The sequence below is a fragment of the Enterobacter cloacae complex sp. ECL411 genome, assembly GCF_021869665.1.
GTDB classification, from domain to species: Bacteria; Pseudomonadota; Gammaproteobacteria; order Enterobacterales; family Enterobacteriaceae; genus Enterobacter; species Enterobacter intestinihominis.
Map to the genome: position 1 here is coordinate 4,045,674 of NZ_CP091486.1, position 21,835 is coordinate 4,067,508.

22 protein-coding genes and 1 tRNA gene are annotated in these 21,835 nt (G+C 55.7%); 15 read left to right on the forward strand and 8 right to left on the reverse strand.

Annotated features, from left to right (window positions below; all coding sequences use genetic code 11):
* Window positions 1–10 precede the first annotated feature (10 nt).
* The 6 genes from L3069_RS19380 to ureG are packed head-to-tail and all read left to right on the forward strand — an operon-like array spanning window position 11 to window position 4,345.
* Window positions 11–325 (forward strand): urease subunit beta, encoded by a 315-nt coding sequence (locus L3069_RS19380; protein WP_022649443.1) that lies wholly within the window; start codon window positions 11–13, stop codon window positions 323–325.
* A complete protein-coding gene (ureC, locus tag L3069_RS19385; RefSeq protein ID WP_038416752.1) occupies window positions 318–2,021 on the forward strand; it encodes an urease subunit alpha in 1,704 nt (567 codons plus the stop codon). The genes L3069_RS19380 and ureC overlap by 8 nt, the downstream gene beginning before the upstream one ends.
* A 9-nt stretch (window positions 2,022–2,030) precedes the next feature.
* The gene (gene ureE / locus L3069_RS19390) at window positions 2,031–2,495 is read left to right on the forward strand and encodes an urease accessory protein UreE (protein ID WP_038416753.1); all 465 of its coding nucleotides are present in this window, start codon (window positions 2,031–2,033) and stop codon (window positions 2,493–2,495) included.
* A 9-nt stretch (window positions 2,496–2,504) separates the two neighbouring features.
* Window positions 2,505–3,044, forward strand: a complete 540-nt coding sequence (locus L3069_RS19395; protein ID WP_003862561.1) for a HupE/UreJ family protein — start codon at window positions 2,505–2,507, stop codon at window positions 3,042–3,044.
* Window positions 3,044–3,718: an urease accessory protein UreF gene (locus L3069_RS19400; protein ID WP_023298634.1), complete on the forward strand. Its 675-nt coding sequence runs from the start codon at window positions 3,044–3,046 to the stop codon at window positions 3,716–3,718. Before L3069_RS19395 ends, L3069_RS19400 begins: the two co-directional genes overlap by 1 nt.
* A 9-nt stretch (window positions 3,719–3,727) precedes the next feature.
* Window positions 3,728–4,345 (forward strand): urease accessory protein UreG, encoded by a 618-nt coding sequence (ureG, locus tag L3069_RS19405; RefSeq protein ID WP_023298635.1) that lies wholly within the window; start codon window positions 3,728–3,730, stop codon window positions 4,343–4,345.
* Window positions 4,346–4,432: 87 nt separating this feature from the next.
* Here the strand turns inward: ureG and tsaD are convergent, their stop codons facing one another.
* The gene (gene tsaD / locus L3069_RS19410; RefSeq protein ID WP_022649449.1) at window positions 4,433–5,446 is read right to left on the reverse strand and encodes a tRNA (adenosine(37)-N6)-threonylcarbamoyltransferase complex transferase subunit TsaD; all 1,014 of its coding nucleotides are present in this window, start codon (window positions 5,444–5,446) and stop codon (window positions 4,433–4,435) included.
* 236 nt (window positions 5,447–5,682) lie between these two features.
* Here tsaD and rpsU point away from each other — a divergent pair, with 236 nt between their 5' ends.
* The 3 genes from rpsU to rpoD all read left to right on the forward strand — a co-directional run bounded on the left by rpsU (window position 5,683) and on the right by rpoD (window position 9,757).
* Entirely contained in the window at window positions 5,683–5,898 is a 216-nt protein-coding gene (rpsU, locus tag L3069_RS19415; RefSeq protein ID WP_001144069.1) for a 30S ribosomal protein S21, read from the forward strand.
* 115 nt (window positions 5,899–6,013) lie between these two features.
* Window positions 6,014–7,759, forward strand: a complete 1,746-nt coding sequence (gene dnaG, locus L3069_RS19420; protein ID WP_003862574.1) for a DNA primase — start codon at window positions 6,014–6,016, stop codon at window positions 7,757–7,759.
* A gap of 153 nt (window positions 7,760–7,912) precedes the next feature.
* Window positions 7,913–9,757 carry an RNA polymerase sigma factor RpoD gene (gene rpoD, locus L3069_RS19425; protein WP_006812010.1) on the forward strand — a complete coding sequence of 615 codons (1,845 nt, stop codon included), beginning with the start codon at window positions 7,913–7,915 and terminating at the stop codon, window positions 9,755–9,757.
* Window positions 9,758–9,859: 102 nt separating this feature from the next.
* Here the strand turns inward: rpoD and mug are convergent, their stop codons facing one another.
* Entirely contained in the window at window positions 9,860–10,366 is a 507-nt protein-coding gene (gene mug / locus L3069_RS19430; protein ID WP_023298636.1) for a G/U mismatch-specific DNA glycosylase, read from the reverse strand.
* Between the two features lie 124 nt (window positions 10,367–10,490).
* Here mug and L3069_RS19435 point away from each other — a divergent pair.
* Window positions 10,491–10,566 (forward strand) — tRNA-Ile (locus tag L3069_RS19435).
* A 192-nt stretch (window positions 10,567–10,758) separates the two neighbouring features.
* Here L3069_RS19435 and L3069_RS19440 read toward each other — a convergent pair.
* Window positions 10,759–11,013, reverse strand: a complete 255-nt coding sequence (locus L3069_RS19440) for a hypothetical protein (RefSeq protein ID WP_022649451.1) — start codon at window positions 11,011–11,013, stop codon at window positions 10,759–10,761.
* Window positions 11,014–11,084: 71 nt separating this feature from the next.
* On the opposite strand from L3069_RS19440, the gene L3069_RS19445 reads away from it, so the two are divergent.
* Window positions 11,085–11,795 (forward strand): hypothetical protein, encoded by a 711-nt coding sequence (locus L3069_RS19445; protein WP_038416754.1) that lies wholly within the window; start codon window positions 11,085–11,087, stop codon window positions 11,793–11,795.
* A gap of 275 nt (window positions 11,796–12,070) precedes the next feature.
* Here L3069_RS19445 and L3069_RS27485 read toward each other — a convergent pair whose 3' ends face one another.
* Window positions 12,071–12,340, reverse strand: a complete 270-nt coding sequence (locus L3069_RS27485; protein ID WP_038416755.1) for a hypothetical protein — start codon at window positions 12,338–12,340, stop codon at window positions 12,071–12,073.
* A gap of 341 nt (window positions 12,341–12,681) precedes the next feature.
* Between L3069_RS27485 and L3069_RS19455 the strand changes: the two genes are divergently transcribed.
* Entirely contained in the window at window positions 12,682–13,851 is a 1,170-nt protein-coding gene (locus L3069_RS19455; RefSeq protein ID WP_038416757.1) for a DNA repair protein, read from the forward strand.
* Here the strand turns inward: L3069_RS19455 and L3069_RS19460 are convergent, their stop codons facing one another.
* A complete protein-coding gene (locus L3069_RS19460; RefSeq protein WP_032626343.1) occupies window positions 13,852–14,616 on the reverse strand; it encodes a siderophore-interacting protein in 765 nt (254 codons plus the stop codon).
* Window positions 14,617–14,761: 145 nt separating this feature from the next.
* Here L3069_RS19460 and L3069_RS19465 point away from each other — a divergent pair, with 145 nt between their 5' ends.
* Complete coding sequence (locus L3069_RS19465) at window positions 14,762–15,256, forward strand: PadR family transcriptional regulator (RefSeq protein ID WP_017382401.1); 495 nt, start codon at window positions 14,762–14,764, stop codon at window positions 15,254–15,256.
* Here L3069_RS19465 and L3069_RS19470 read toward each other — a convergent pair.
* Together L3069_RS19470 and L3069_RS19475 are read right to left on the reverse strand one after the other, a co-directional pair.
* Entirely contained in the window at window positions 15,253–16,812 is a 1,560-nt protein-coding gene (locus L3069_RS19470) for a methyl-accepting chemotaxis protein (protein ID WP_038416759.1), read from the reverse strand. The genes L3069_RS19465 and L3069_RS19470 overlap by 4 nt on opposite strands.
* Before the next feature lie 239 nt (window positions 16,813–17,051).
* Window positions 17,052–18,572: a PAS domain-containing methyl-accepting chemotaxis protein gene (locus tag L3069_RS19475; RefSeq protein WP_038416760.1), complete on the reverse strand. Its 1,521-nt coding sequence runs from the start codon at window positions 18,570–18,572 to the stop codon at window positions 17,052–17,054.
* Between the two features lie 422 nt (window positions 18,573–18,994).
* On the opposite strand from L3069_RS19475, the gene ygjG reads away from it, so the two are divergent.
* Window positions 18,995–20,374 (forward strand): putrescine aminotransferase, encoded by a 1,380-nt coding sequence (gene ygjG / locus L3069_RS19480; protein ID WP_038416761.1) that lies wholly within the window; start codon window positions 18,995–18,997, stop codon window positions 20,372–20,374.
* Window positions 20,375–20,460: 86 nt separating this feature from the next.
* Here the strand turns inward: ygjG and L3069_RS19485 are convergent, their stop codons facing one another.
* Window positions 20,461–21,063, reverse strand: a complete 603-nt coding sequence (locus L3069_RS19485) for a helix-turn-helix domain-containing protein (protein ID WP_017382413.1) — start codon at window positions 21,061–21,063, stop codon at window positions 20,461–20,463.
* Window positions 21,064–21,105: 42 nt separating this feature from the next.
* Between L3069_RS19485 and L3069_RS19490 the strand changes: the two genes are divergently transcribed.
* Complete coding sequence (locus L3069_RS19490) at window positions 21,106–21,795, forward strand: B3/4 domain-containing protein (RefSeq protein WP_023298680.1); 690 nt, start codon at window positions 21,106–21,108, stop codon at window positions 21,793–21,795.
* The last annotated feature ends 40 nt before the right edge of the window (window positions 21,796–21,835 follow it).

Genomic DNA, 21,835 nt, shown 5'->3' on the forward strand with positions numbered 1-21,835 from the left:
GGAGCGCGTGATGATCCCAGGCGAATACCGGATCCAGTCCGGCAACATTGCGCTCAACGTCGGGCGCGAAACCCGAAGTGTGATCGTGGAAAACCACGGCGACAGGCCGATCCAGGTCGGCTCGCACTACCACTTTTACGAGGTCAACCCGGCGTTGAAATTCGATCGCGAAGCCACTCGAGGCTACCGACTCAACATCCCGGCCGGTACTGCCGTGCGCTTCGAGCCCGGCCAGAAGCGGGAAGTGGCGCTGGTGCAGGTGACGGGCGCGCAGCGCATTTTCGGTTTTCGCGGCGAGGTCATGGGCGAGGTGAAACATGGCTGAGATTTCACGCCAGGCGTATGCCGATATGTTCGGCCCCACTACCGGGGATAAAGTGCGGCTGGCCGACAGCGAGCTGTGGATCGAAGTGGAGGACGATCTCACGATCTACGGCGAAGAGGTTAAATTCGGCGGCGGAAAAGTGATCCGCGACGGCATGGGACAGGGGCAGATGACCGCCGACGACTGCGTGGATCTGGTGCTCACCAACGCGCTGATTGTCGATCACTGGGGGATTGTGAAAGCGGATATCGGCATAAAAGATGGGCGGATCTTCGCCGTCGGCAAAGCCGGAAACTCGGACATTCAGCCCGGCGTGACGATCCCGATTGGCGCGGCAACGGAAGTGATCGCCGCAGAAGGGAAGATCGTCACCCCTGGCGGGATCGACACCCACATCCACTGGATCTGTCCGCAGCAGGCGGAAGAGGCGCTGGTCTCCGGCGTCACCACCATGATCGGCGGCGGCACCGGCCCTGCGGCAGGTACAAACGCCACCACCTGCACGCCGGGGCCGTGGTATATCGCCCGCATGTTGCAGGCCGCCGATACGCTGCCGGTGAATATTGGCCTGCTGGGCAAAGGGAACGGTTCAAACCCGGACGCGCTGCGCGAGCAGATCGCGGCAGGCGCTATCGGGCTTAAGATCCACGAAGACTGGGGCGCGACGCCTGCGGCAATCAACTGCTCGCTGGAGGTCGCTGAAGAGATGGATATTCAGGTGGCGCTGCACAGCGACACGCTGAACGAGTCCGGTTTTGTCGAAGACACGCTGGCTGCCATCGCCGGGCGCACCATCCACACCTTCCACACCGAAGGGGCGGGCGGCGGCCATGCGCCGGATATCATCACCGCCTGCGCGCACCCGAATATTTTGCCCTCCTCTACCAACCCGACGCTGCCCTACACGGTGAATACCATCGACGAGCACCTGGACATGCTGATGGTCTGTCACCATCTCGACCCGGATATCGCCGAGGACGTGGCGTTTGCGGAATCCCGTATTCGTCGGGAAACCATCGCCGCCGAAGACGTGCTGCACGATATCGGCGCGTTCTCGCTCACCTCGTCAGATTCACAGGCCATGGGCCGCGTGGGGGAAGTGATTATCCGCACCTGGCAGGTGGCGCACCGCATGAAGGTGCAGCGCGGCGCACTGCCGGAAGAGACAGGCGAGAACGACAACTTCCGCGTGAAGCGCTATGTCGCCAAATACACCATTAATCCGGCTCTTACCCACGGCATCGCCCATGAGGTCGGTTCTATTGAGGCGGGCAAGCTGGCGGATCTGGTGGTCTGGTCCCCCGCTTTCTTTGGCGTCAAACCCGCCACCATCGTCAAAGGCGGGATGATCGCCTGTGCGCCAATGGGCGACATCAACGCCTCGATCCCCACGCCGCAGCCGGTGCATTACCGCCCGATGTTTGGTGCACTTGGTGCCGCACGCCACGCCACGCGGCTGACGTTTGTCTCGCAGGCCGCTGATGCCAGCGGCATTCCGCAGCGGCTCGGATTGCAAAGCTCCACTGCGGTGGTGAAAGGCTGCCGGACGGTGAAAAAGGCCGACATGATCCACAACGATTTACAGCCGAATATCACCGTTGACTCGCAAACCTATGAGGTTCGCGTCGACGGCGAATTGATCACCAGCGAACCGGCAGAAGTTTTGCCGATGGCGCAACGCTATTTTCTGTTTTGAGGAGTGATGATGATTTATTTAACCCAACGCCTGGACCACGCGCACCCGATTACCTCCAGCGTCACGCTGCCGATTGACGTGCGGGTGAAAAGCCGCGCCCGCGTGGCGCTGAACGACGGCCGCGAAGCCGGGCTAATGCTGCCGCGCGGCCTGCTGCTGCGCGGGGGCGACCTGCTGACTACCGACGACGGCAGCGAAGTGATCGAAGTGATCGCCGCCCCGGAGTCGGTTTCCGTGGTGCGCTGCGCCGACCCGTTCCTGCTCGCCCGCGCCTGTTATCACCTGGGCAACCGCCACGTACCGCTGCAAATCATGCCCGGCGAACTGCGCTACCACCACGATCACGTTCTCGACGACATGCTACGTCAGTTCGGGCTGGAGGTGACCTTCGCCAGCCTGCCCTTTGAACCGGAAGCGGGCGCTTACACCAGCGATGCCCACAGCCATGGCCACTCCCACGCTCATTCACATTAAGGACTCATCATGCGTAAGTATTTGCCGTTGTTTCTGCTGGCCTTTTCCGTTCCGGCGCTTGCCCATCCCGGTCACGGGACCGACAGCTTTCAGGCAGGTTTTCTCCATCCGCTGACCGGGCTGGATCACCTGCTGATGCTGACGGGGGCTGGCGTGCTGTCCGCCCTGAGCGGCCGCAAGCTGCTGCTGCCGTTAGCAACGCTCGGCATGATGCTGGCTGGCGCCGTTGCGGGCAGCCTGCTCGGCGGCTTTAGCGGCATGGAGATGCTGATTATCGCCTCGCTGGCGGTCTGCGGCGTGATGATGTTTAAGACTGAAAATCGCCTGCTGCTGGCGGTTCCAGCCCTGGCGATGTTCCACGGCTGGGCGCACGGCGTGGAGATGTCCGGCCACAGCTTCTGGCTCTTTACCAGCGGATTTATGTTAGCCAGTGCCACGGTGCTGTGCGCCAGCTTCGCGGCAGGGCTGCTGCTGCGCCGTCACGACGGCCTGCGTAAAACCTTCGGCGGCGGGCTGATCGTCTCTGCCCTGCTGGCGTTGATGAGCTGATGGAGCACGCCCGCCAGCGGCTGCGCCTGATGCAGCTCTCCAGCAGTAGCCTGCCGGTCGGATCGTATACCTGGTCACAGGGGCTGGAGTGGGCTGTCGAGGCCGGGTGGATCACGGACGCTGAGGCTTTCAGGCGCTGGCAGATCCAGCAGATGGAGCAGAGCTTTTTCTGCGTCGACCTGCCGCTGTTTATCCGCCTGTATCATGCCTGCGAGAAGCAGGAGGTCGCGACAGCAAAACGCTGGACGGCATACCTCCTCGCCTGTCGGGAAACGCGCGAACTGCGCGAGGAAGAACGCAACCGCGGCGCAGCCTTTACGCGCCTGGTTAAAAGCTGGGAACCCGCCTGCCCGCCAGAATGGCTGCCGCTGTTGATGCAGAGCCAGCTCGGCGGTATGGCGTGGCTCGGCGTGCGCTGGGGCATTAGCGCGCGCGAGCTGGCGCTGAGCCTCGGCTACAGCTGGATTGAGAGCGCGGTGATGGCGGGCGTCAAGCTGGTGCCGTTTGGGCAGCAGGCCGCACAACAGCTGATTATCGACCTGAGCGACCATTTTGCCGCCGGGTTTGAACAGGCATTTTTACGTGGCGACGACGCGCTGGGGGCAGCTACGCCGCTGTCCGCCATCGCCTCCGCACGCCACGAAACCCAATATTCACGACTATTCCGTTCCTGAGGAGTCAATATGGCTGATTACAAACATCCCCTGCGCGTTGGCGTGGGCGGCCCGGTAGGGTCGGGCAAAACCGCCCTGCTGGAAGCGCTCTGCAAGGCGATGCGCGACACCTATCATCTTGCGGTGGTGACTAACGATATCTACACCAAAGAGGATCAGCGCATCCTGACCGAGGCGGGTGCGCTTGAGCCAGAGCGCATCGTAGGGGTGGAAACGGGCGGCTGTCCGCACACCGCCATCCGCGAAGATGCCTCAATGAACCTGGCAGCGGTGGAAGCCTTGAGCGAGAAGTTCGGCAATCTGGATCTGATCTTCGTCGAAAGCGGCGGGGATAACCTGAGCGCGACCTTCAGCCCGGAGCTGGCGGACCTCACCATCTACGTGATCGACGTGGCCGAAGGGGAAAAAATCCCGCGCAAGGGCGGGCCGGGGATCACCAAATCCGATTTTCTGGTGATCAATAAAACCGACCTCGCGCCGTACGTGGGGGCGTCCCTGGAGGTAATGGAGCGCGACACTAATCGCATGCGCGGCGAGCGTCCGTGGACCTTTACCAACCTGAAGGCGGGTGACGGGCTGGCGACGATCATTGCGTTTCTGGAAGAGAAAGGGATGCTGCGGATGTAGTGCGGTTTATTGCCGGGTGGCGGCTTCGCCTGACCCGGCCTACGATTTTTGCAGACCCGGTAAGCGCAGCGCCACCGGGCAAAAGACTTACGCCTCAGGCAGCTCCGCCAGCGGCCAGCGCGGACGCACGGACACGCTCAGGTCAGCCGTGGCGCCAGCGTTCAGGCGCACCATCCCGGCGTAGGCGATCATCGCCCCGTTATCGGTACAAAATTCCGGACGCGCGTAGAACACTTCCCCACGACGCTTTTGCATCATTTCGGCAAGCTTCGCGCGCAGCGTACGGTTGGCGCTCACGCCACCGGCCATCACCAGGCGCTTAAAGCCCGTCTGATCCAGCGCACGCTTGCACTTGATCATCAGCGTATCCACCACCGCATCTTCGAACGCGCGGGCGATGTCGGCACGCGTCTGCTCGCTGTCGTCATTATTGCGAATGGTGTTCGCCGCGAAGGTTTTCAGACCGGAGAAACTAAAATCCAGCCCCGGACGATCGGTCATCGGACGCGGGAAGACAAAGCGCCCTTCCGTTCCCTGCGCGGCCATTTTCGACAGCATCGGGCCGCCAGGATAATCCAGGCCCAGCAGCTTGGCGGTTTTGTCGAAGGCTTCACCGGCCGCGTCGTCGATTGATTCGCCCAGCAGCTCATACTTGCCAATGCCCGTTACGCTAATCAGCTGCGTATGACCGCCGGAGACCAGCAGCGCCACAAACGGGAACGCTGGCGGATTGGCTTCCAGCATCGGAGCCAGAAGATGTCCTTCCATATGGTGAACCGGAATGGCCGGAACGTCCCACGCGAAGGCCAGCGAACGCCCTACCGTTGCGCCGACCAGCAGCGCGCCAACCAGGCCCGGTCCTGCAGTATAGGCCACGGCATCAATATCTTTTGCACTTAACCCGGCCTCTTTCAGTGCCGCCTGAATCAGGGGAACCGTTTTACGCACGTGGTCACGAGAGGCCAGTTCAGGCACGACGCCGCCGTAGTCAGCGTGCAATTTCACCTGACTATACAGTTGGTTGGCCAGAAGCCCTTTTTCGTCGTCGTAAATCGCGATGCCGGTTTCATCGCAGGATGTTTCAATACCCAGTACACGCATGACTTGTTTTACCTCGTTTCAATACCGCGCAGTGTAGAGCCTGGGCGGGTTGATGTAAAACTTTGTTCGCCCCAGGAAGAAGCCTCGTGTATACTCTTCCCCCTTATAAAAGTCCCTTTCAAAATCGCATCGGTGCTTTACAAAGCAGCAGCATTTGCAGTAAAATTCCGCACCATTTTGAAATAAGCTGGCGTTGATGCCAGCGGCAAACCGAATTTATTAAAGGTGAGAGTTACATGCCGGTAATTAAAGTACGTGAAAACGAGCCGTTCGACGTAGCACTGCGTCGCTTCAAACGTTCATGCGAGAAAGCAGGTGTTCTGGCTGAAGTTCGTCGTCGTGAGTTTTATGAAAAACCAACGACCGAACGTAAGCGCGCTAAAGCTTCCGCTGTGAAACGTCACGCGAAGAAACTGGCTCGCGAAAACGCACGCCGTACTCGTCTGTACTAATCTGTTGAGGGCCACAGCCCTCAATTGACAGACAGAGTTGTAGTCGTAAGGCCGTGCTTCCGGAAGGAATGCGCGGCTTGTTTTCGTTTATAAGTCGCTTAAATTTTTGGGGCATATGGCCGGAAGAATCCCACGCGTTTTCATCAATGACCTGCTTGCCAGAACCGACATCGTCGATCTCATCGACGCGCGGGTGAAGCTAAAAAAGCAGGGCAAGAACTACCATGCGTGCTGTCCGTTCCATAACGAAAAAACCCCCTCTTTCACCGTAAACGGTGAAAAGCAGTTTTACCATTGCTTCGGCTGTGGCGCACACGGTAATGCCGTCGATTTTTTGATGAACTACGATAAGCTCGAGTTCGTTGAAACCGTCGAAGAGCTGGCGGCGATGCATAACCTTGAAGTGCCATATGAAGCAGGCAGTGGGCCAAGTCAGATCGAGCGCCATCAGCGGCAAACGCTATATCAGTTGATGGATGGCCTGAATTCGTTTTACCAACAGTCTCTTAAGCACTCTGCGGCTGAGCCTGCGCGTCAGTATCTGAACAAGCGCGGACTGAGCGACGATGTGATTGCGCGTTTCGCTATTGGTTACGCCCCGCCCGGCTGGGACAACGTGTTAAAGCGTTTTGGCGGCAATAGCGAAGATCGTAAATCCCTCATCGACGCAGGCATGCTGGTCACCAACGACCAGGGACGAAGCTACGACCGCTTCCGTGAACGGGTGATGTTCCCGATCCGCGACAAGCGTGGCCGGGTGATAGGTTTTGGTGGTCGCGTGCTGGGTGATGCCCTGCCGAAATACCTTAACTCCCCGGAAACCGATATTTTCCATAAGGGCCGCCAGCTTTACGGTCTTTATGAGGCACAGCAGGATAATGCGGAACCTCCGCGTCTTCTGGTCGTCGAAGGCTATATGGATGTTGTTGCGCTGGCGCAGTACGACATTAACTATGCCGTTGCGTCGCTGGGAACGTCCACCACGGCGGACCATATCCAGTTGCTGTTCCGCGTCACCAACAACGTGATTTGCTGTTACGACGGTGACCGCGCAGGACGCGACGCCGCCTGGCGAGCGCTGGAAACCGCGTTGCCGTATATGACCGACGGGCGTCAGCTACGCTTTATGTTCCTGCCCGACGGTGAAGACCCGGATACGCTGGTGCGTAAAGAGGGCAAAGCGGCATTTGAAGCGCGGATGGAGCAGGCTCAGCCGCTCTCTACGTTTCTGTTTAACAGCCTGATGCCGCAGGTGGATTTGAGTACCCCTGACGGGCGCGCGCAGCTCAGCACGCTGGCGCTGCCGTTAATCAGCCAGGTGCCCGGCGAAACGCTGCGCATCTATCTGCGTCAGGAGTTAGGCAACAAGCTCGGCATTCTGGATGACAGCCAGCTTGAACGTTTAATGCCTAAACAGGCTGAAAACGGCACGGTACGCCCCGCGCCTCAGCTAAAACGCACAACCATGCGTATACTGATAGGGTTGCTGGTGCAAAACCCCGAACTTGCTCCGCAAGTGCCGTCACTGGCGGGTTTGAACCACGAAAAATTGCCCGGACTTGGCTTATTTTCAGAATTGGTCAACACTTGTTTGTCGCAGCCAGGTCTGACCACCGGACAACTTTTAGAGCATTATCGCGGCACAAAAGAGGCCGCTACCCTTGAAAAACTGTCGATGTGGGACGATATAGCAGATAAGGATATCGCAGAAAAAACGTTCACCGACTCACTCAACCATATGTTTGATTCGATGCTTGAGTTGCGCCAGGAAGAGTTGATAGCTCGCGAGCGCACCCATGGCTTAAGCAGCGAAGAACGCCGGGAGCTCTGGATGATTAACCAGGAACTGGCGAAGAAATAAAAAATTTAACGGCTTAAGTGCCGAATATCGATCGGGAAGCCCCCGGCAGCCGCACTGAGAGGCAGCGGCAAAAATATAAGTACGCCCTCGCTTTAAAGGTTGGCAGCCCTATCGCCGACACCAATCAAACGAATTAAGTGTGGATACCGTCTTATGGAGCAAAACCCGCAGTCACAGCTGAAACTTCTTGTCCAACGCGGTAAGGAGCAAGGCTATCTGACCTATGCCGAGGTCAATGACCATCTGCCGGAAGATATCGTCGATTCAGATCAGATCGAAGATATCATCCAAATGATCAATGACATGGGCATTCAGGTGATGGAAGAAGCACCGGATGCCGATGATCTGTTGCTGGCTGAAACCTCCAACAACACTGACGAAGATGCGGAAGAAGCTGCTGCACAGGTACTGTCCAGCGTGGAATCTGAAATCGGGCGTACCACTGACCCGGTCCGCATGTACATGCGTGAAATGGGTACCGTTGAACTGTTGACCCGCGAAGGCGAAATTGACATCGCAAAACGCATCGAAGACGGGATCAACCAGGTTCAGTGCTCTGTTGCCGAATACCCGGAAGCGATTACCTATCTGCTGGAGCAGTACGATCGCGTTGAAGCGGAAGAAGCGCGTCTGTCCGATCTGATCACTGGCTTTGTCGACCCGAACGCTGAAGAAGATATGGCGCCAACCGCCACTCACGTCGGTTCTGAGCTGTCTCAGGAAGAGATGGATGACGACGAAGACGAAGATGAAGAAGAAGACGACGACAGCAGCGACGACGACAACAGCATCGACCCTGAACTGGCGCGCGAGAAGTTTGCCGAGCTGCGTACTCAGTACGAAGTGACGCGTGACACCATCAAAGCGAAAGGCCGCAGCCATGCTGCCGCTCAGGAAGAGATCCTGAAGCTGTCGGAAGTGTTCAAACAGTTCCGCCTGGTGCCAAAACAGTTCGACTACCTGGTGAACAGCATGCGCGTGATGATGGATCGCGTACGTACCCAGGAACGTATCATCATGAAGCTGTGTGTTGAACAGTGCAAAATGCCGAAGAAGAATTTCATCACCCTCTTCACCGGCAATGAAACCAGCGAAACCTGGTTCAACGCCGCTATCGCGATGAACAAGCCGTGGTCTGAAAAGCTGCACGACGTGAAAGAAGACGTACAGCGCGGCCTGCAAAAGCTGCATCAGATTGAAGAAGAGACCGGCCTGACCATCGAGCAGGTGAAAGACATCAACCGTCGTATGTCTATCGGTGAAGCGAAAGCCCGCCGTGCTAAGAAAGAGATGGTTGAAGCGAACTTACGTCTGGTTATCTCTATCGCCAAGAAATACACCAACCGTGGCCTGCAGTTCCTGGATCTGATTCAGGAAGGCAACATCGGTCTGATGAAAGCGGTAGATAAGTTTGAATACCGTCGTGGTTACAAGTTCTCCACCTATGCTACCTGGTGGATCCGTCAGGCGATCACCCGCTCTATCGCAGACCAGGCGCGCACCATCCGTATTCCGGTGCATATGATTGAGACCATCAACAAGCTCAACCGTATTTCTCGCCAGATGTTGCAGGAGATGGGTCGCGAGCCGACGCCGGAAGAGCTGGCTGAACGCATGCTGATGCCGGAAGACAAGATCCGTAAAGTGCTGAAAATCGCTAAAGAGCCAATCTCCATGGAAACGCCAATCGGTGATGATGAAGATTCGCATCTGGGTGATTTCATCGAGGATACCACCCTCGAGCTGCCGCTGGACTCTGCCACCACCGAGAGCCTGCGTGCCGCTACGCACGACGTGCTGGCTGGCCTGACCGCCCGTGAAGCCAAAGTGCTGCGTATGCGTTTCGGTATCGACATGAACACCGACCACACGCTGGAAGAAGTGGGCAAACAGTTTGACGTTACCCGCGAACGTATCCGTCAGATCGAAGCGAAGGCGCTGCGTAAGCTGCGCCATCCGAGCCGCTCTGAAGTGCTGCGTAGCTTCCTGGACGACTAACCCATGTAAACCGCAAAAAGCTCCCAATCGGGAGCTTTTTTTTTGTTTATTCCCTCTCCCTGTAGGAGAGGACCAGGGTGAGGGCATCAGGCCGCAGAGGAGCTAAAGCCCCCTCACCACCAGCGCCTCATCAAGTTCCCGATACGCCTCCACCAGCTTGTCCAGCGTCGCCCTGTTCAGCCCGCTCGGATTCGGCAACACCCAAACCTGCGTTACGCCAATGGTAATGTTCTGCTTACCCCACTTCGCACCGCGCTGGCTGAACGCCTGCTCGTAGGCCTGCTTGCCGAGGATCGCCAGCGCCGCGGGCTGGTAGTCTTCAATCTTCTTCACCAGTTCCCGCCCGCCAGTACGCAGCTCATGCAGATTTACTTCGCTCGCCTGCACCGTTGGACGCTCGACCAGCATGGTGATGCCACAGCGCGTATCCAGCAGCTGCTGCTCTTCTTCCGGCTTAAGCTGTTTGTCGGTAAAACCGGCCTGGTGGATCACCTTCCAGAAGCGATTTCCCGGATGAGCAAAGTGAAAACCGGTGTGCGCCGAGGACTTGCCCGGGTTGATTCCGCAGAACACCACCCGCAGGCCAGGGGCCAGAATATCGTTGATCATCTCTACTCCTGTCTATGCATCTTAAGATAAGTATAAAGGATTGATTATGCGTTGTTTATAAAAACAGCAGGCAGGTGTGAATGGCTGGATTGATGAGGGGAGTTACTTTATAATTCACCGCCACGGCCCCTTAGCTCAGTGGTTAGAGCAGGCGACTCATAATCGCTTGGTCGCTGGTTCAAGTCCAGCAGGGGCCACCAAATTTTAGCTTTAGAATCATATAATTAAGCCACTCTAACGAGTGGCTTTTTCTATGTAACTGACAGTGTTCCATTATCGTTACATGGCATCTTAACTGAACCCGATCTCGATCCAGACCCCAATTGTATGACGCAGATCAGAACACACTTAACTCCCCCCTCACCTGCCGCCTTGTGGATCAGTTTTGAAGATTAGCTTTTGTATCGAGTGACATGGCGGTAAATTTTTTTCGTTACAAAAATGGCGAGTATGCCCAGCAGAATTGAAGCTAAGCCAAGGAAAATCAATAAAGAAAGGATATGACTAAACAAGCCACCAAAGCTTGTAAAATCACCCAATCGAGCAAACTGCTCCGGAGTGAGTACACGAACGACGATCTCTGGAATAGTTAGAAAGAAAATAATCACCACTAGAACATAAATTGCCACTCTACCGCTTTTTTTCATTTTCTTCCTTGCCCCCTATGACAATGATGATCAATTATTGACAGGGTAATGTTACAACAAGGGAAATTACAATGGCAGACGGCTATGCAAAAATGAAGTTGCAATCAGAAAGGAATCTAGCCCTGGCGCTAACCAAAGCATTGCGAGAAATACAAGCTACCAATATGAGTGCTATCGAAAATCTAAAGCTTGGTACACAACGTATAATTAACTATGGTTCGTGCCTGATACCAGACGATTACTATCGCAATACCTGTCGCGAGCTAATAAATGAAGACCGCCGTCTCACATTAGCACTTGCCGAAATCTATAACCGAAACGATGTTACTCTTGATATGGTTGAGATTTACTTTCAGAAAACTCTCAAAAGACTGGGAGAGCAAAAAAGTAACAATCTCGCTGCATTTCTTAAAAAGGAATTAGGCGATAAGGCTTATGAGTACGCTGAGAAATCTAGCAAACTAGCGCTGTCCTTAACTATTGCAAAGCTGATAATCAGTAGCGGCGATTTTCACGAGTCGCATATCAGAATGGTTAATTCTTTATCATCAATGTATGTTAACGGTGCTATAATCTATTCGAAAGCACAGGTGGCGGCGCTAGCAGCTAATAAGCTCAAATTTCAGGACCCTGCATATTACCAGGCATTGTACCAACAGAATCTGGAGATGCTTTACTTTCTTATTGAACCGCAAATGACAAAAATAATTTATCAAATTGAATCAGGTGGCAACAATGAGGAAATAATCGGCGATGCTTTATATGAGTTATTAAGAAGATGAAACGAGCAATATTATGGTTTTTGCAATCATATATTTATTATATCCCTATAGCGCTCATCGTTGCTGGTGCTTATCTTTTTGCGCGTTTCATCCCTGGCTATTTTGGTATTCTTACCCTGACATGGATCATCATCGTTACCTATTTTTATGTAAAACATAATCGTTGGTTTTGATGGAAATCAGGAACCCCACATGCCACATGCGCACAAGAAAAAAGCCAGCCCCACACTCCCACGGTGTTGGCCTTGCTTTAAAGCAGTGATATTCACAACAGGTTAAAACACGTAACACATGCCCAGCGTAAATTCGTTAGAGACAATTTGCGCCTTCATCTGCTCATCCTTTAAGCCACGCATGTTCGCATAGTTGTTATATCCACTGTCGATCTTACCCATATCGATATAGTGATAGCCCCGGTCGACATACAGACGCTCACCGCCTAAGTGCTCTTTCTGTTTGCCGCCAGAACGGTAGCCGGGATCATCACGATCGGCAGGGCGTCTACAATAGCTTTCATCTTCATCTACACTCCTTTGGAAAAGCATTCCGCACGGCGAACCATCGTCTGCCAGTGTCAGGAAAAGTCAGTGACACGAAGCGTAAGCACTCCCGAAAGGGCAAACTATTCGGGGGAATACGCGTTTTACCTGGTAATTTTAAGTAGGGACTGGTCTTGGTTTTAAAGCGATTGCTATTTATTTCAACGGATTAGCGCTTATCATCAAAAGCAACCTGCTCATTTCATCTGTTACGCGCCCATCTTCACATTCTGCAATTCTAAAGAAATCCCCCATCGCGCCGATCATCATCCGTGTGTATTATTTCCAGTAGCTTTTACAACAACTAACCTTAACTCAAATACTTAAGCGCCAGAGCGAAAGGCATCATGAGCACACCGATCAAACGGCTAGAAATCATTAAAAATGCCATTGAGCTGGAAGATGACGACATCATCCGGAGCCAGTTGAAACGTCTCAAAGAGGAAGCCTTTGACGATAATCTCCTGTCCATCGTCGCGGCGCTTGAGCAGAAAAATTACACCGCAGCCCTTCGCGCTATCACCGCCTGGCTGCAAAGCCAGCGCGCCGTTACCCCGTGGCGTGACCCGCAGCTGGCGGCCAGCAAGCTGGAGCTGAAAGCTCTGGAAGAGCGCTTGCGCGATCTGATTGATCGCCGTAACGCCCGGGTACAGCAGCTTGATGAATTCAACGATCTCTATTTCTCCCGCCTCGGGCCGTTGATGCAGCAGATCCTCGCCCTGCGTAAAACGCTGGCGGAGCTTAACCTGCGTCGTCAGCAGGCGGAGACGCGTCGTCGGGAAGAGGATTACCGCCGCTGCCAGGGCTATATGGCGCAGGCCGTAGAGGTTCTGACAACGCTCACCCGGCGCTGGCGAGATCTGCCTGCAGATTCCGTTCAGGCGGCAGAGGCGCGCAAGCATCTTCAGCAGCAAAGTAATCTGATTGCCAACCTACTGGCCGAAGCGATGGAGCTGGAGACCGGTTTAACGCGTGAAGAAGAGCCAGCACGTCAGGCGCGCGATGAGGCCAACGAAGAGTACAAAAAGTATCGCGAACAGCATCATGATGCCGAAGTGCGCCTGCGTAAAGGCAAGGATCTCTCTGAAGAGGATCGGAACGAGCTGAAGCGGCTCTGGCGTCAGGCGAGCAAGCTATGCCACCCGGATCTGGTTGCCGATGATTTAAAAGAGGAAGCCAACAGGATGATGGTGCAACTCAACCAGGCCAAACAGCGCGGCGACGTGAAGGCCATTCGCTCGCTGGTCGCCCGTCTGCAACAAGGGTTTGAACCGATGATGGCGAGCGACAGGCTGAACGACCTGGAACGTATTCGCAAAAAAATGGCGCAGGTGCGTGAGCAAATCGACATCCTGGTGAACGAGCTGGCAGAGCTGGAGAAGGAAGAGTCCTGGCTGCTCGTCTCGTCGCTCAGCAATATGGAAGCCTACTTTGCCCAGCAGGAGAAAGCGCTGAGAGAGGTATGCGCCTCGCTCGAACATCAGGTGAGCGAAGCGCAGCTGGATCCCGCAGCCTGATTATTTGGCGTGCCAGTACGCACTGGCACGTACCAGCTGTGGGTCAATTGCGTCGGTTTCAAACTGACGGCTCAGGCGTTTCACCACCTTCCCCTCTCCGGTCAGCCAGATAAAGTAATCCTCTTCCGGCACGGCCAGCGCTGCAAGATGGTCGGCTACCGCCTGCTCGTTGTGGCCGATAACCCAGGTGATGTTGAACCCGCTCAGGTGCGCCAGATAGTCCTGGTACGCCGCATCGCCCACGGTGACGATGGCGTGGATCGCCGGGGGAACAGGCAGTTTTGCGATGCTTTCTAAACGGCGGCGCAGCGCGGGCATACCCGACTCGTCGCACACGTACAACTGCCAGGCGTAATCTTCCGGCACCACCAGCGAACCACGCGGACCGCCGATGGTCAGCTTGTCGCCCACCTTCGCCTCTACCGCCCAGTTGCTGGCAATGCCGCCATCATGCACGAAAAAATCGAGCGCCAGCTCGTGTTTTTCGTCATCGTACAGCGGGGTGTAGTCACGCGCCTGCGGACGCACCCCGTCGCCCCAGTCGATGCCTTCATCGGTCACCACAGGCGGCACGAAAGGGGTGCCCGGTGCCGGGAAAAAGACTTTGGTATGGTCGTCAAAGCCGCGAGAGCTAAAGCCCTCCAGCGCCTCGCCGCCTAGTACAATGCGCTGAAATCCTGCGCTGACTCGCTCAGTGCGCATCACGTTCAGCTCACGAAAACGCAGGTCATTGCGGACACGTTGAGGGTAACGGGTAGATGCCATGTTGATGCCCTTCTCAGGTGAATACGATATATCGGAATGAATTTTTAATGATAATGATTGCTATTAACTCAGAAATCAAGATCTTTTAGATTGCATCTGAATATATCTTAGATATAGTTTAGATATATCAAATTGAGGAAGAAACATGCGACACGAACACGACGGCGGCGGACGCCGGCCACGATTTTTTGGCCATGGTGATTTGCGGCTGGTGATCCTGGATATCCTGACCCGCAACGCGAGCCATGGTTATGAGCTGATCAAAGAGATCGAAAACCTGACGCAGGGACATTACACGCCAAGCCCTGGCGTGATCTACCCGACGCTGGATTACTTGCAGGATCAGGCGCTGATCACCATTACCGAAGAAGAGAACGGCCGTAAGCGGATTGCAATTAACGCCGCCGGGCAGCAATGGCTGGATGACAATCGGGAACAGCTGGAGCAGATCCAGACGCGTATCAAGGCGCGCTCCGTCGGGTTCCAGCTGCGCAAAAACCCACAGATGAAGCGGGCGCTGGATAACTTCAAAGCGGTTCTGGATCTGAAGGTTAATCAGGGAGAACTCAGCGACGCGCAGTTAAAACAGATTATCGGCGTGATTGACCGCGCGGCACTGGAGATCTCCCAGCTGGATTAAGCCAGCACGCCGTCGCTCACGCGGAACACGCGGACCAGCTCTTTCAGGTGCATCGCCTGTTCGTTAAGGGATGCCGCCGCCGCAACGGACTCCTCCACCAGCGCGGAGTTCTGCTGGGTGGTGGCGTCTATCAGGCCAATCGCGCTGTTGATCTGCGAGATACCTTCCGTCTGTTCATGGCTGGCCTGGCGAATTTCACGCAGGATGACGTCCATCTCTTCCACGTTGCCGACCATGCCGTTGATAAGCCCGCTGGCTTTCTCCACAAGGTTCATGCCGTCCTGCGTCTGGCTTGTGGAGCTTTCAATCAGCTGGCGGATCTCACTCGCAGATGTTGCACTTTTCTGCGCGAGCTGGCGTACCTCACCCGCCACCACCGCAAAGCCGCGGCCATGCTCACCCGCACGCGCCGCTTCGACCGCCGCGTTCAGCGCCAGAATGTTGGTCTGGAAGGCAATGGCGTCGATCAGGTCGATGATGTCGGACATCCTGTTCGATGTTTCGTTAATCAGGCGCATCTTGCTGGTGACCTGCTTCATCATCTCGCCGTTGTTTTTGACCACGGCAGCCGCATCGGCAGACAGGTTCGTCGCTTCTCCGGTGTGGGACGCGGTGTTCTTCACCGTGGCGGTAATCTGCTCCATCGACGCGGCCGTCTGTTCAACGGAACTGGCCTGCTCCTCCGTGCGGGCAGCCAGATCCTGGTTGCCCGCGACAATCTGCGCGGCGGCGCTGGAGATGTTTTCCGATCCGGTTTGCACCTGCTGCACAATCTCCAGCAGGCGCGTTTTCATCTCCATCAATGCGGTGAGGAGCAGTCCGGTTTCATCTTTACCGTGCGAGGTAATGCTGCCGGTGAGATCGCCATCGGCGATGGCCTCCGCAAAATTCACCGCGTCGTTCAGCGGGCGGGTAATGGATCGCACAATGAACCAGCCAGTCAGGCTGGCTGCCGCGACGCTGAAAAGCGTAATCAGGATCAGCAGCAGACGATTAGTGCGGAAATCGCCTTCCACCTGCTCGCCCGCACTCTGCATTTCATGATCCTGGATCGCAATCAGCGCCTGCACTTTCGCTTTATAAGACTGTTGCAGGTCCAGGGTGTTGGTCATCATCTCGTTTATCGCGCCCGCACGGTCGTTATTCTGCACGGCCTGCAAAATGCGGTAGCGCGAGTCAAGATATTGCTGGCGTACGCCGTGGATGTCCGCCAGCACCTGTTGGGATTTTTTATCCTTGAGAGCGTTGTCCAGCTCGCTCAGGATTGCGGTGATGCGCTCGCTTATCGCCTTCAGACGCTGTTCTGATTGCGTCGTGTACGTTCCCTGTTCGTCCAGCAGCATGAGCTGCTGCGTGCTGATAAATTCCTGGAAGTTGTCGATTAACTGGTTCGCTTTTACCGTAGTTGGATAGTCGCTGGTAAGAATGGTTTGCATTCCATTGTTTGCCCGATTCAGGCTCATCAGAGACAAGCTTGCGCTGACGACCATCAGGACAATAAATAATCCAAACGCCAGAAATAATTTCGTGCCGATCTTTACGTTATGTATGAACATATTTACCCCATCGATGTGATTATTTCTCAGACGATCGCTGTTATCGGTAGGAAACTCGCTAACTTTATGACTTTGATCGTTTTTTTATTTCTAACTTTCAATAAATCCGGGGCGTAGCAATTAAAAATCGGGTGCTTTTTTTAGTTACTTAATATTTCATTAACAACATAACTTATTCTGAAAAACAAAAAAGCCGTTTACCCCGGAGGAATAAACGGCTTTATCGAAGCATGCATTTCTTAATGCAGCACGGTAACCGCATCTTCAAGACGTCCGGCCCGGTGCTTAACCATCGCGGAAATCTGCGCGCTCTCTTCGACCAGGTCAGCATTTTTCTGCGTAATGCTGTCCAGTTCTGCCACGGCACGGGTCAGCTCTGTCAGGCCTGTAGCCTGCTCGGAGGTGGAGTGGCTGATCTGCGCGATAAGCTGCGTGACGTTTTTCACCTGCTCGACAATATCATCCATGGTACGTCCCGCGGCGTGGACCTGATCGGCGCCCGACTGCACTTTGCTGGCGCTGGCGTCGATCAGCTTGCGAATATCGTTAGCCGCGTTCGCGCTGCGGCTGGCAAGATGACGCACTTCGCCCGCCACCACCGCAAAGCCTTTCCCCTGTTCGCCCGCGCGTGCCGCCTCAACCGCGGCGTTCAGCGCCAGAATATTGGTCTGGAAGGCGATGTCATTGATAAGCGAGGTAATAGAGCCAATGCGCTGGGTACTGTCGGCAATGTCATCCATGGTTTTCACCACGGTCTGCATCACGGTGCCGCCCTGCGTGGCCGCGCTGCTGGCAGCCATCGACAGCTTGTCGACTTCGGCTGCGGTCTCAGAGTTACTCTGCACCGACGCCGCCATCTGGTTCATTGTTGCCACGGTCTGCTGCACGTTAGCCACGGTCTGGCGCGTGCGGTCGTTGAGATCTTCATTACCCTGCGCCAGCCTGTCGCTGCCGTCGCGCACGCTCACCACCTGGCTGGAGACGTCGTTGATAAGCCAGCGGCACATCAGCCCCAGTTGTCCGACGGCCCGCAGCGTCAGCCCCAGTTCATCGCTGCGGTTAAGATGCTGCACGCTGTTACGCTCGCCGGTAGCGACCCTGAGCGCCTGCCTTGCGACGTTTTCCACCGGGCGGATAATCTGTTGCTCAAACACCAGGGTGCCAAGCAGCATCACCACGGCTGCCGCCACCAGCGAAGCCCAGCCTGCGGCACTGGCAACCAGCGTTGCAGCCATCACCGCAAAAAGTACCGCCATTACGCTACGCACGCGCCAGCGCAGCGGCATCGCCGGTAATTTGCCGAGCCAGCCTTTGCGTACCACCAGCCCTTTATGAATGCGTTTTTTGCTACGTCCTTCATTGAGCGCCTTATAAAGCGGCTCCACCGCGGCGACCTCGTCCTCGGTGGCGCGGGTACGAATGGACATATAGCCCGTCATCTGACCGTTACGCACCATTGGTACCGCATTGGCGCGTACCCAATAGTGATCGCCATTTTTACGTCGGTTTTTGACAATCCCGCTCCAGGGCTCGCCCTTTTGCAGCGTGTACCACATGTCGGCAAAAGCCGCTTTCGGCATATCCGGGTGGCGCACAATGTTGTGCGGCTGCCCGAGCAACTCCTGAAGCGTAAAGCCACTCACTTGCACAAAGGTGTCGTTAGTGTGGGTCATGTAGCTGTGGAGGTCGGTGGTCGACATAAGCGTGGTGTCATCGTCCAGCGGATATTCATTCTGGGTGACATAGTCAGGAGAGGACATAGTGAGCATCCCTTGCAGGTTATTTGAATGTTAATTTTGTGGCTTATGTTTTTTCGGCGATAAAAAATTTATCTTTAGTTGTTAAATATGATTGAGATCGCAAATCTCGGTTAAACCGCACTTTTCGTACGCTTTTCTAATTAATTGATTTAAAATACTTTCGACACGCAACTACCTACAAAGCATGATCCTCCGGCGCACACTTAAGGCGCATTTCCTGCCCTGGAGCAGTGCAATTGACGAAACCCAATCCCCGGCTCGTTATCCCTTATCCCGTGCGGCGCGCGATGGCATGATTAAATATTGTGCAACTTTGATTTCACCTGGCGTTTATCCCGATTTTTGTTAAGGCATCTGAGGTGGCGTAATCCCTGCAATACTTAACTCAGTATCATGTGATACGCGATCCCCGGGAGCATATTTTGAACAGGTTACCTTCCAGCGCCTCGGCTCTTGCCTGTACCGCGCACGCACTGAATCTCATTGAAAAGCGAACGCTTGATCATGAGGAGATGAAACAACTTAACCGTGAGGTCATTGATTACTTTAAAGAGCATGTGAATCCTGGTTTTCTGGAGTATCGCAAATCTGTTACCGCCGGCGGGGATTACGGAGCCGTAGAGTGGCAAGCGGGGAGTCTGAATACGCTTGTCGACACCCAGGGACAGGAGTTTATCGATTGCCTGGGTGGTTTTGGTATTTTCAACGTGGGGCACCGTAATCCAGTTGTGGTTTCCGCCGTACAGAATCAACTTGCGAAACAACCTCTCCATAGCCAGGAACTGCTCGATCCGCTTCGCGCCATGCTCGCGAAAACGCTGGCAGCCTTAACGCCCGGTAAGCTGAAATACAGCTTCTTCAGCAACAGCGGCACCGAATCGGTCGAAGCGGCGATTAAACTCGCCAAAGCGTACCAGTCACCGCGCGGGAAATTCACCTTTATCGCCACCAGCGGCGCGTTCCACGGGAAATCCCTGGGCGCACTGTCGGCGACCGCCAAATCCACCTTCCGCAAACCGTTTATGCCGCTGCTGCCGGGCTTCCGCCACGTACCGTTTGGCGAAATCAACGCCATGCGCACCATGCTGAGTGAATGCCGTAAAACCGGCGACGACGTGGCGGCGGTGATCCTGGAGCCGATTCAGGGCGAAGGCGGGGTGATTCTCCCGCCGCAGGGCTATCTGCCCGCCGTGCGTCAGCTGTGCGATGAGTTTGGCGCGCTGCTGATCTTCGACGAAGTGCAGACCGGGATGGGGCGTACCGGCAGGATGTTCGCCTGCGAGCATGAGAACGTTCAGCCAGACATTTTATGCCTGGCGAAAGCGCTCGGCGGCGGCGTGATGCCGATTGGCGCAACGGTCGCCACTGAGGAGGTCTTCTCGGTGCTATTCGTCAACCCGTTCTTACATACCACCACCTTTGGCGGTAACCCGCTGGCCTGTGCGGCAGCGCTGGCCACCATCAACGTGCTGCTGGAGCAAAACCTGCCTGCGCAGGCGGAGCAGAAAGGCGACATGCTGCTGGACGGCTTCCGTCAGCTGGGCCGGGAATACCCGGATTTGGTACAGGATGCACGCGGGAAAGGGATGCTGATGGCGATTGAGTTCGTTGATAACGAAACCGGTTATAGCTTCGCAAGCGAGATGTTCCGCCAGCGGGTACTGGTGGCGGGAACGCTCAACAACTCGAAAACCATCCGCATTGAGCCACCGTTGACGCTCACCATTGAGCAGTGTGAACAGGTGCTGAAGGCGGCGCGTAAGGCGCTGGCGGCGCTGCGGGTGAGCGTGGAAGAGGCGTAAAAACGCCCGGTGGCGCTAACGCTTACCCGGCCTACAACATACTGCAGATGTCGGCCCGGTAAGCGTTAGCGCCACCGGGCTGCTTTTTATCGGTGAAACTCTGCCACCGTCATGGTGAAGCGAAGCACGGTATCGCCTTCATTGGCGTAGCCGTGCGCCGCTTCCGTTTTCGCTACCGCCGACGCGCCAGCATTAACCTGTGCCACCGTCTCGTCCACCGTCAGGGTTAATACGCCTTCGTTCACGTGCAGCAGCTCAAACGTTCCCGCCGGATGTCCCGGAGAGGTGAACGTTTCTCCCGGATGCATCTCCCACTGCCACAGCTCAATCATGTCCGGGCCTGCGGTGCCTGCCAGCAATCTGGCGTAACCGCCCTGTGCGCCCTGCCACAGAACCGGGATCGCCTCTTCCTGAATAATGTGTACCTGCGGCTCGCTGGAGACATTAACGATATCTGCCACCGAGACGCCAAGCGCGGCGGCCAGTTTACACAGAATGGCAATGCTGGGGTTGGCAGCCCCTTTTTCGATCTCCACCAGCATGCCTTTGCTGACGCTGGCGCGGCGAGAAAGCTCGTCCAGCGACAGTTTTTTCTCTTTCCGCCAGCTGCGGATACGGTTAGCCACGGCCAGGCTTACCTGGGCAACATCGGCGCCCGCATCGGTCATTATATTGACTTTATCAGTCATTGGTCACTACCATGGTATAAAACAGTCAATACAGGATTATTTATGTCTCTTGTAGCACCGTCAATAGATTCGCGACTTGTCGGGATCGCGCCCGGCTTTCGGGCGCTGAGCATTCAGGTTGAAGCCGCCCCGATTACCCAACCGGAGGTTGCTCCCGCCGCGCTGGCGCAGGTCTGCCAGCAGATGCTCAATGATGATGTGCCCTGGGCAGAAAATCATCTCGCCGCCTGGGATGAGGTGTTTAAAGCCTTTGGTGCAAAACCCAAACGTACGCCCTGCTCGGCCTCGGCTCTGCGTAAGCGCGTGATGAGAGATGGTTCGCTGCCGCCGCTCGACCCGGTGGTGGATATCTATAATGCCATCAGCATCCGCTACGCTATTCCGGTGGGGGGAGAAAATCTGGCGGCTTACGCGGGTGCGCCGCGCCTGACGCTGGCCGACGGCAGCGAGCCGTTTGATACCTTTAAAGAGGGTGAGCCGGTAGTCGAAAACCCGGAACCAGGCGAAGTTATCTGGCGTGACGATCTTGGCGTCACCTGCCGCCGCTGGAACTGGCGACAGGGGATACGCACGCGTCTGGACAGCCAGGCGCAGTCCATGTGGTTTATTCTCGAAAGCCTGCCGTCGATGCCGCTGGCGGCATTACAGGAAGCTGGCGATGAGCTGGTGAGCAATCTGCAAAAGCTGATGCCGGGCGCGACGGCGCGTGTTCAGTTGCTGGAGCTGGCGTGAACAACGCCGGGTGGCGCTTCGCTTACCCGGCCTACAAAAT

Excerpts from the sequence above, each read along its gene's own strand:
- L3069_RS19490 (WP_023298680.1), top strand. The coding sequence starts at position 21,106 with ATGTCTCTTGTAGCACCGTCAATAGATTCGCGACTTGTCGGGATCGCG.
- ureC (WP_038416752.1), top strand. The coding sequence starts at position 318 with ATGGCTGAGATTTCACGCCAGGCGTATGCCGATATGTTCGGCCCCACT.
- L3069_RS19475 (WP_038416760.1), bottom strand. The coding sequence starts at position 18,572 with ATGTCCTCTCCTGACTATGTCACCCAGAATGAATATCCGCTGGACGAT.
- L3069_RS19455 (WP_038416757.1), top strand. The coding sequence starts at position 12,682 with ATGAGCACACCGATCAAACGGCTAGAAATCATTAAAAATGCCATTGAG.
- dnaG (WP_003862574.1), top strand. The coding sequence starts at position 6,014 with ATGGCCGGAAGAATCCCACGCGTTTTCATCAATGACCTGCTTGCCAGA.
- tsaD (WP_022649449.1), bottom strand. The coding sequence starts at position 5,446 with ATGCGTGTACTGGGTATTGAAACATCCTGCGATGAAACCGGCATCGCG.
- L3069_RS19395 (WP_003862561.1), top strand. The coding sequence starts at position 2,505 with ATGCGTAAGTATTTGCCGTTGTTTCTGCTGGCCTTTTCCGTTCCGGCG.
- rpoD (WP_006812010.1), top strand. The coding sequence starts at position 7,913 with ATGGAGCAAAACCCGCAGTCACAGCTGAAACTTCTTGTCCAACGCGGT.
- ureE (WP_038416753.1), top strand. The coding sequence starts at position 2,031 with ATGATTTATTTAACCCAACGCCTGGACCACGCGCACCCGATTACCTCC.
- L3069_RS19400 (WP_023298634.1), top strand. The coding sequence starts at position 3,044 with ATGGAGCACGCCCGCCAGCGGCTGCGCCTGATGCAGCTCTCCAGCAGT.
- L3069_RS19380 (WP_022649443.1), top strand. The coding sequence starts at position 11 with ATGATCCCAGGCGAATACCGGATCCAGTCCGGCAACATTGCGCTCAAC.
- L3069_RS19460 (WP_032626343.1), bottom strand. The coding sequence starts at position 14,616 with ATGGCATCTACCCGTTACCCTCAACGTGTCCGCAATGACCTGCGTTTT.
- L3069_RS19440 (WP_022649451.1), bottom strand. The coding sequence starts at position 11,013 with ATGAAAAAAAGCGGTAGAGTGGCAATTTATGTTCTAGTGGTGATTATT.
- L3069_RS19445 (WP_038416754.1), top strand. The coding sequence starts at position 11,085 with ATGGCAGACGGCTATGCAAAAATGAAGTTGCAATCAGAAAGGAATCTA.
- rpsU (WP_001144069.1), top strand. The coding sequence starts at position 5,683 with ATGCCGGTAATTAAAGTACGTGAAAACGAGCCGTTCGACGTAGCACTG.
- L3069_RS19470 (WP_038416759.1), bottom strand. The coding sequence starts at position 16,812 with ATGTTCATACATAACGTAAAGATCGGCACGAAATTATTTCTGGCGTTT.
- mug (WP_023298636.1), bottom strand. The coding sequence starts at position 10,366 with ATGATCAACGATATTCTGGCCCCTGGCCTGCGGGTGGTGTTCTGCGGA.
- L3069_RS27485 (WP_038416755.1), bottom strand. The coding sequence starts at position 12,340 with ATGCTTTTCCAAAGGAGTGTAGATGAAGATGAAAGCTATTGTAGACGC.
- L3069_RS19485 (WP_017382413.1), bottom strand. The coding sequence starts at position 21,063 with ATGACTGATAAAGTCAATATAATGACCGATGCGGGCGCCGATGTTGCC.
- ureG (WP_023298635.1), top strand. The coding sequence starts at position 3,728 with ATGGCTGATTACAAACATCCCCTGCGCGTTGGCGTGGGCGGCCCGGTA.
- L3069_RS19465 (WP_017382401.1), top strand. The coding sequence starts at position 14,762 with ATGCGACACGAACACGACGGCGGCGGACGCCGGCCACGATTTTTTGGC.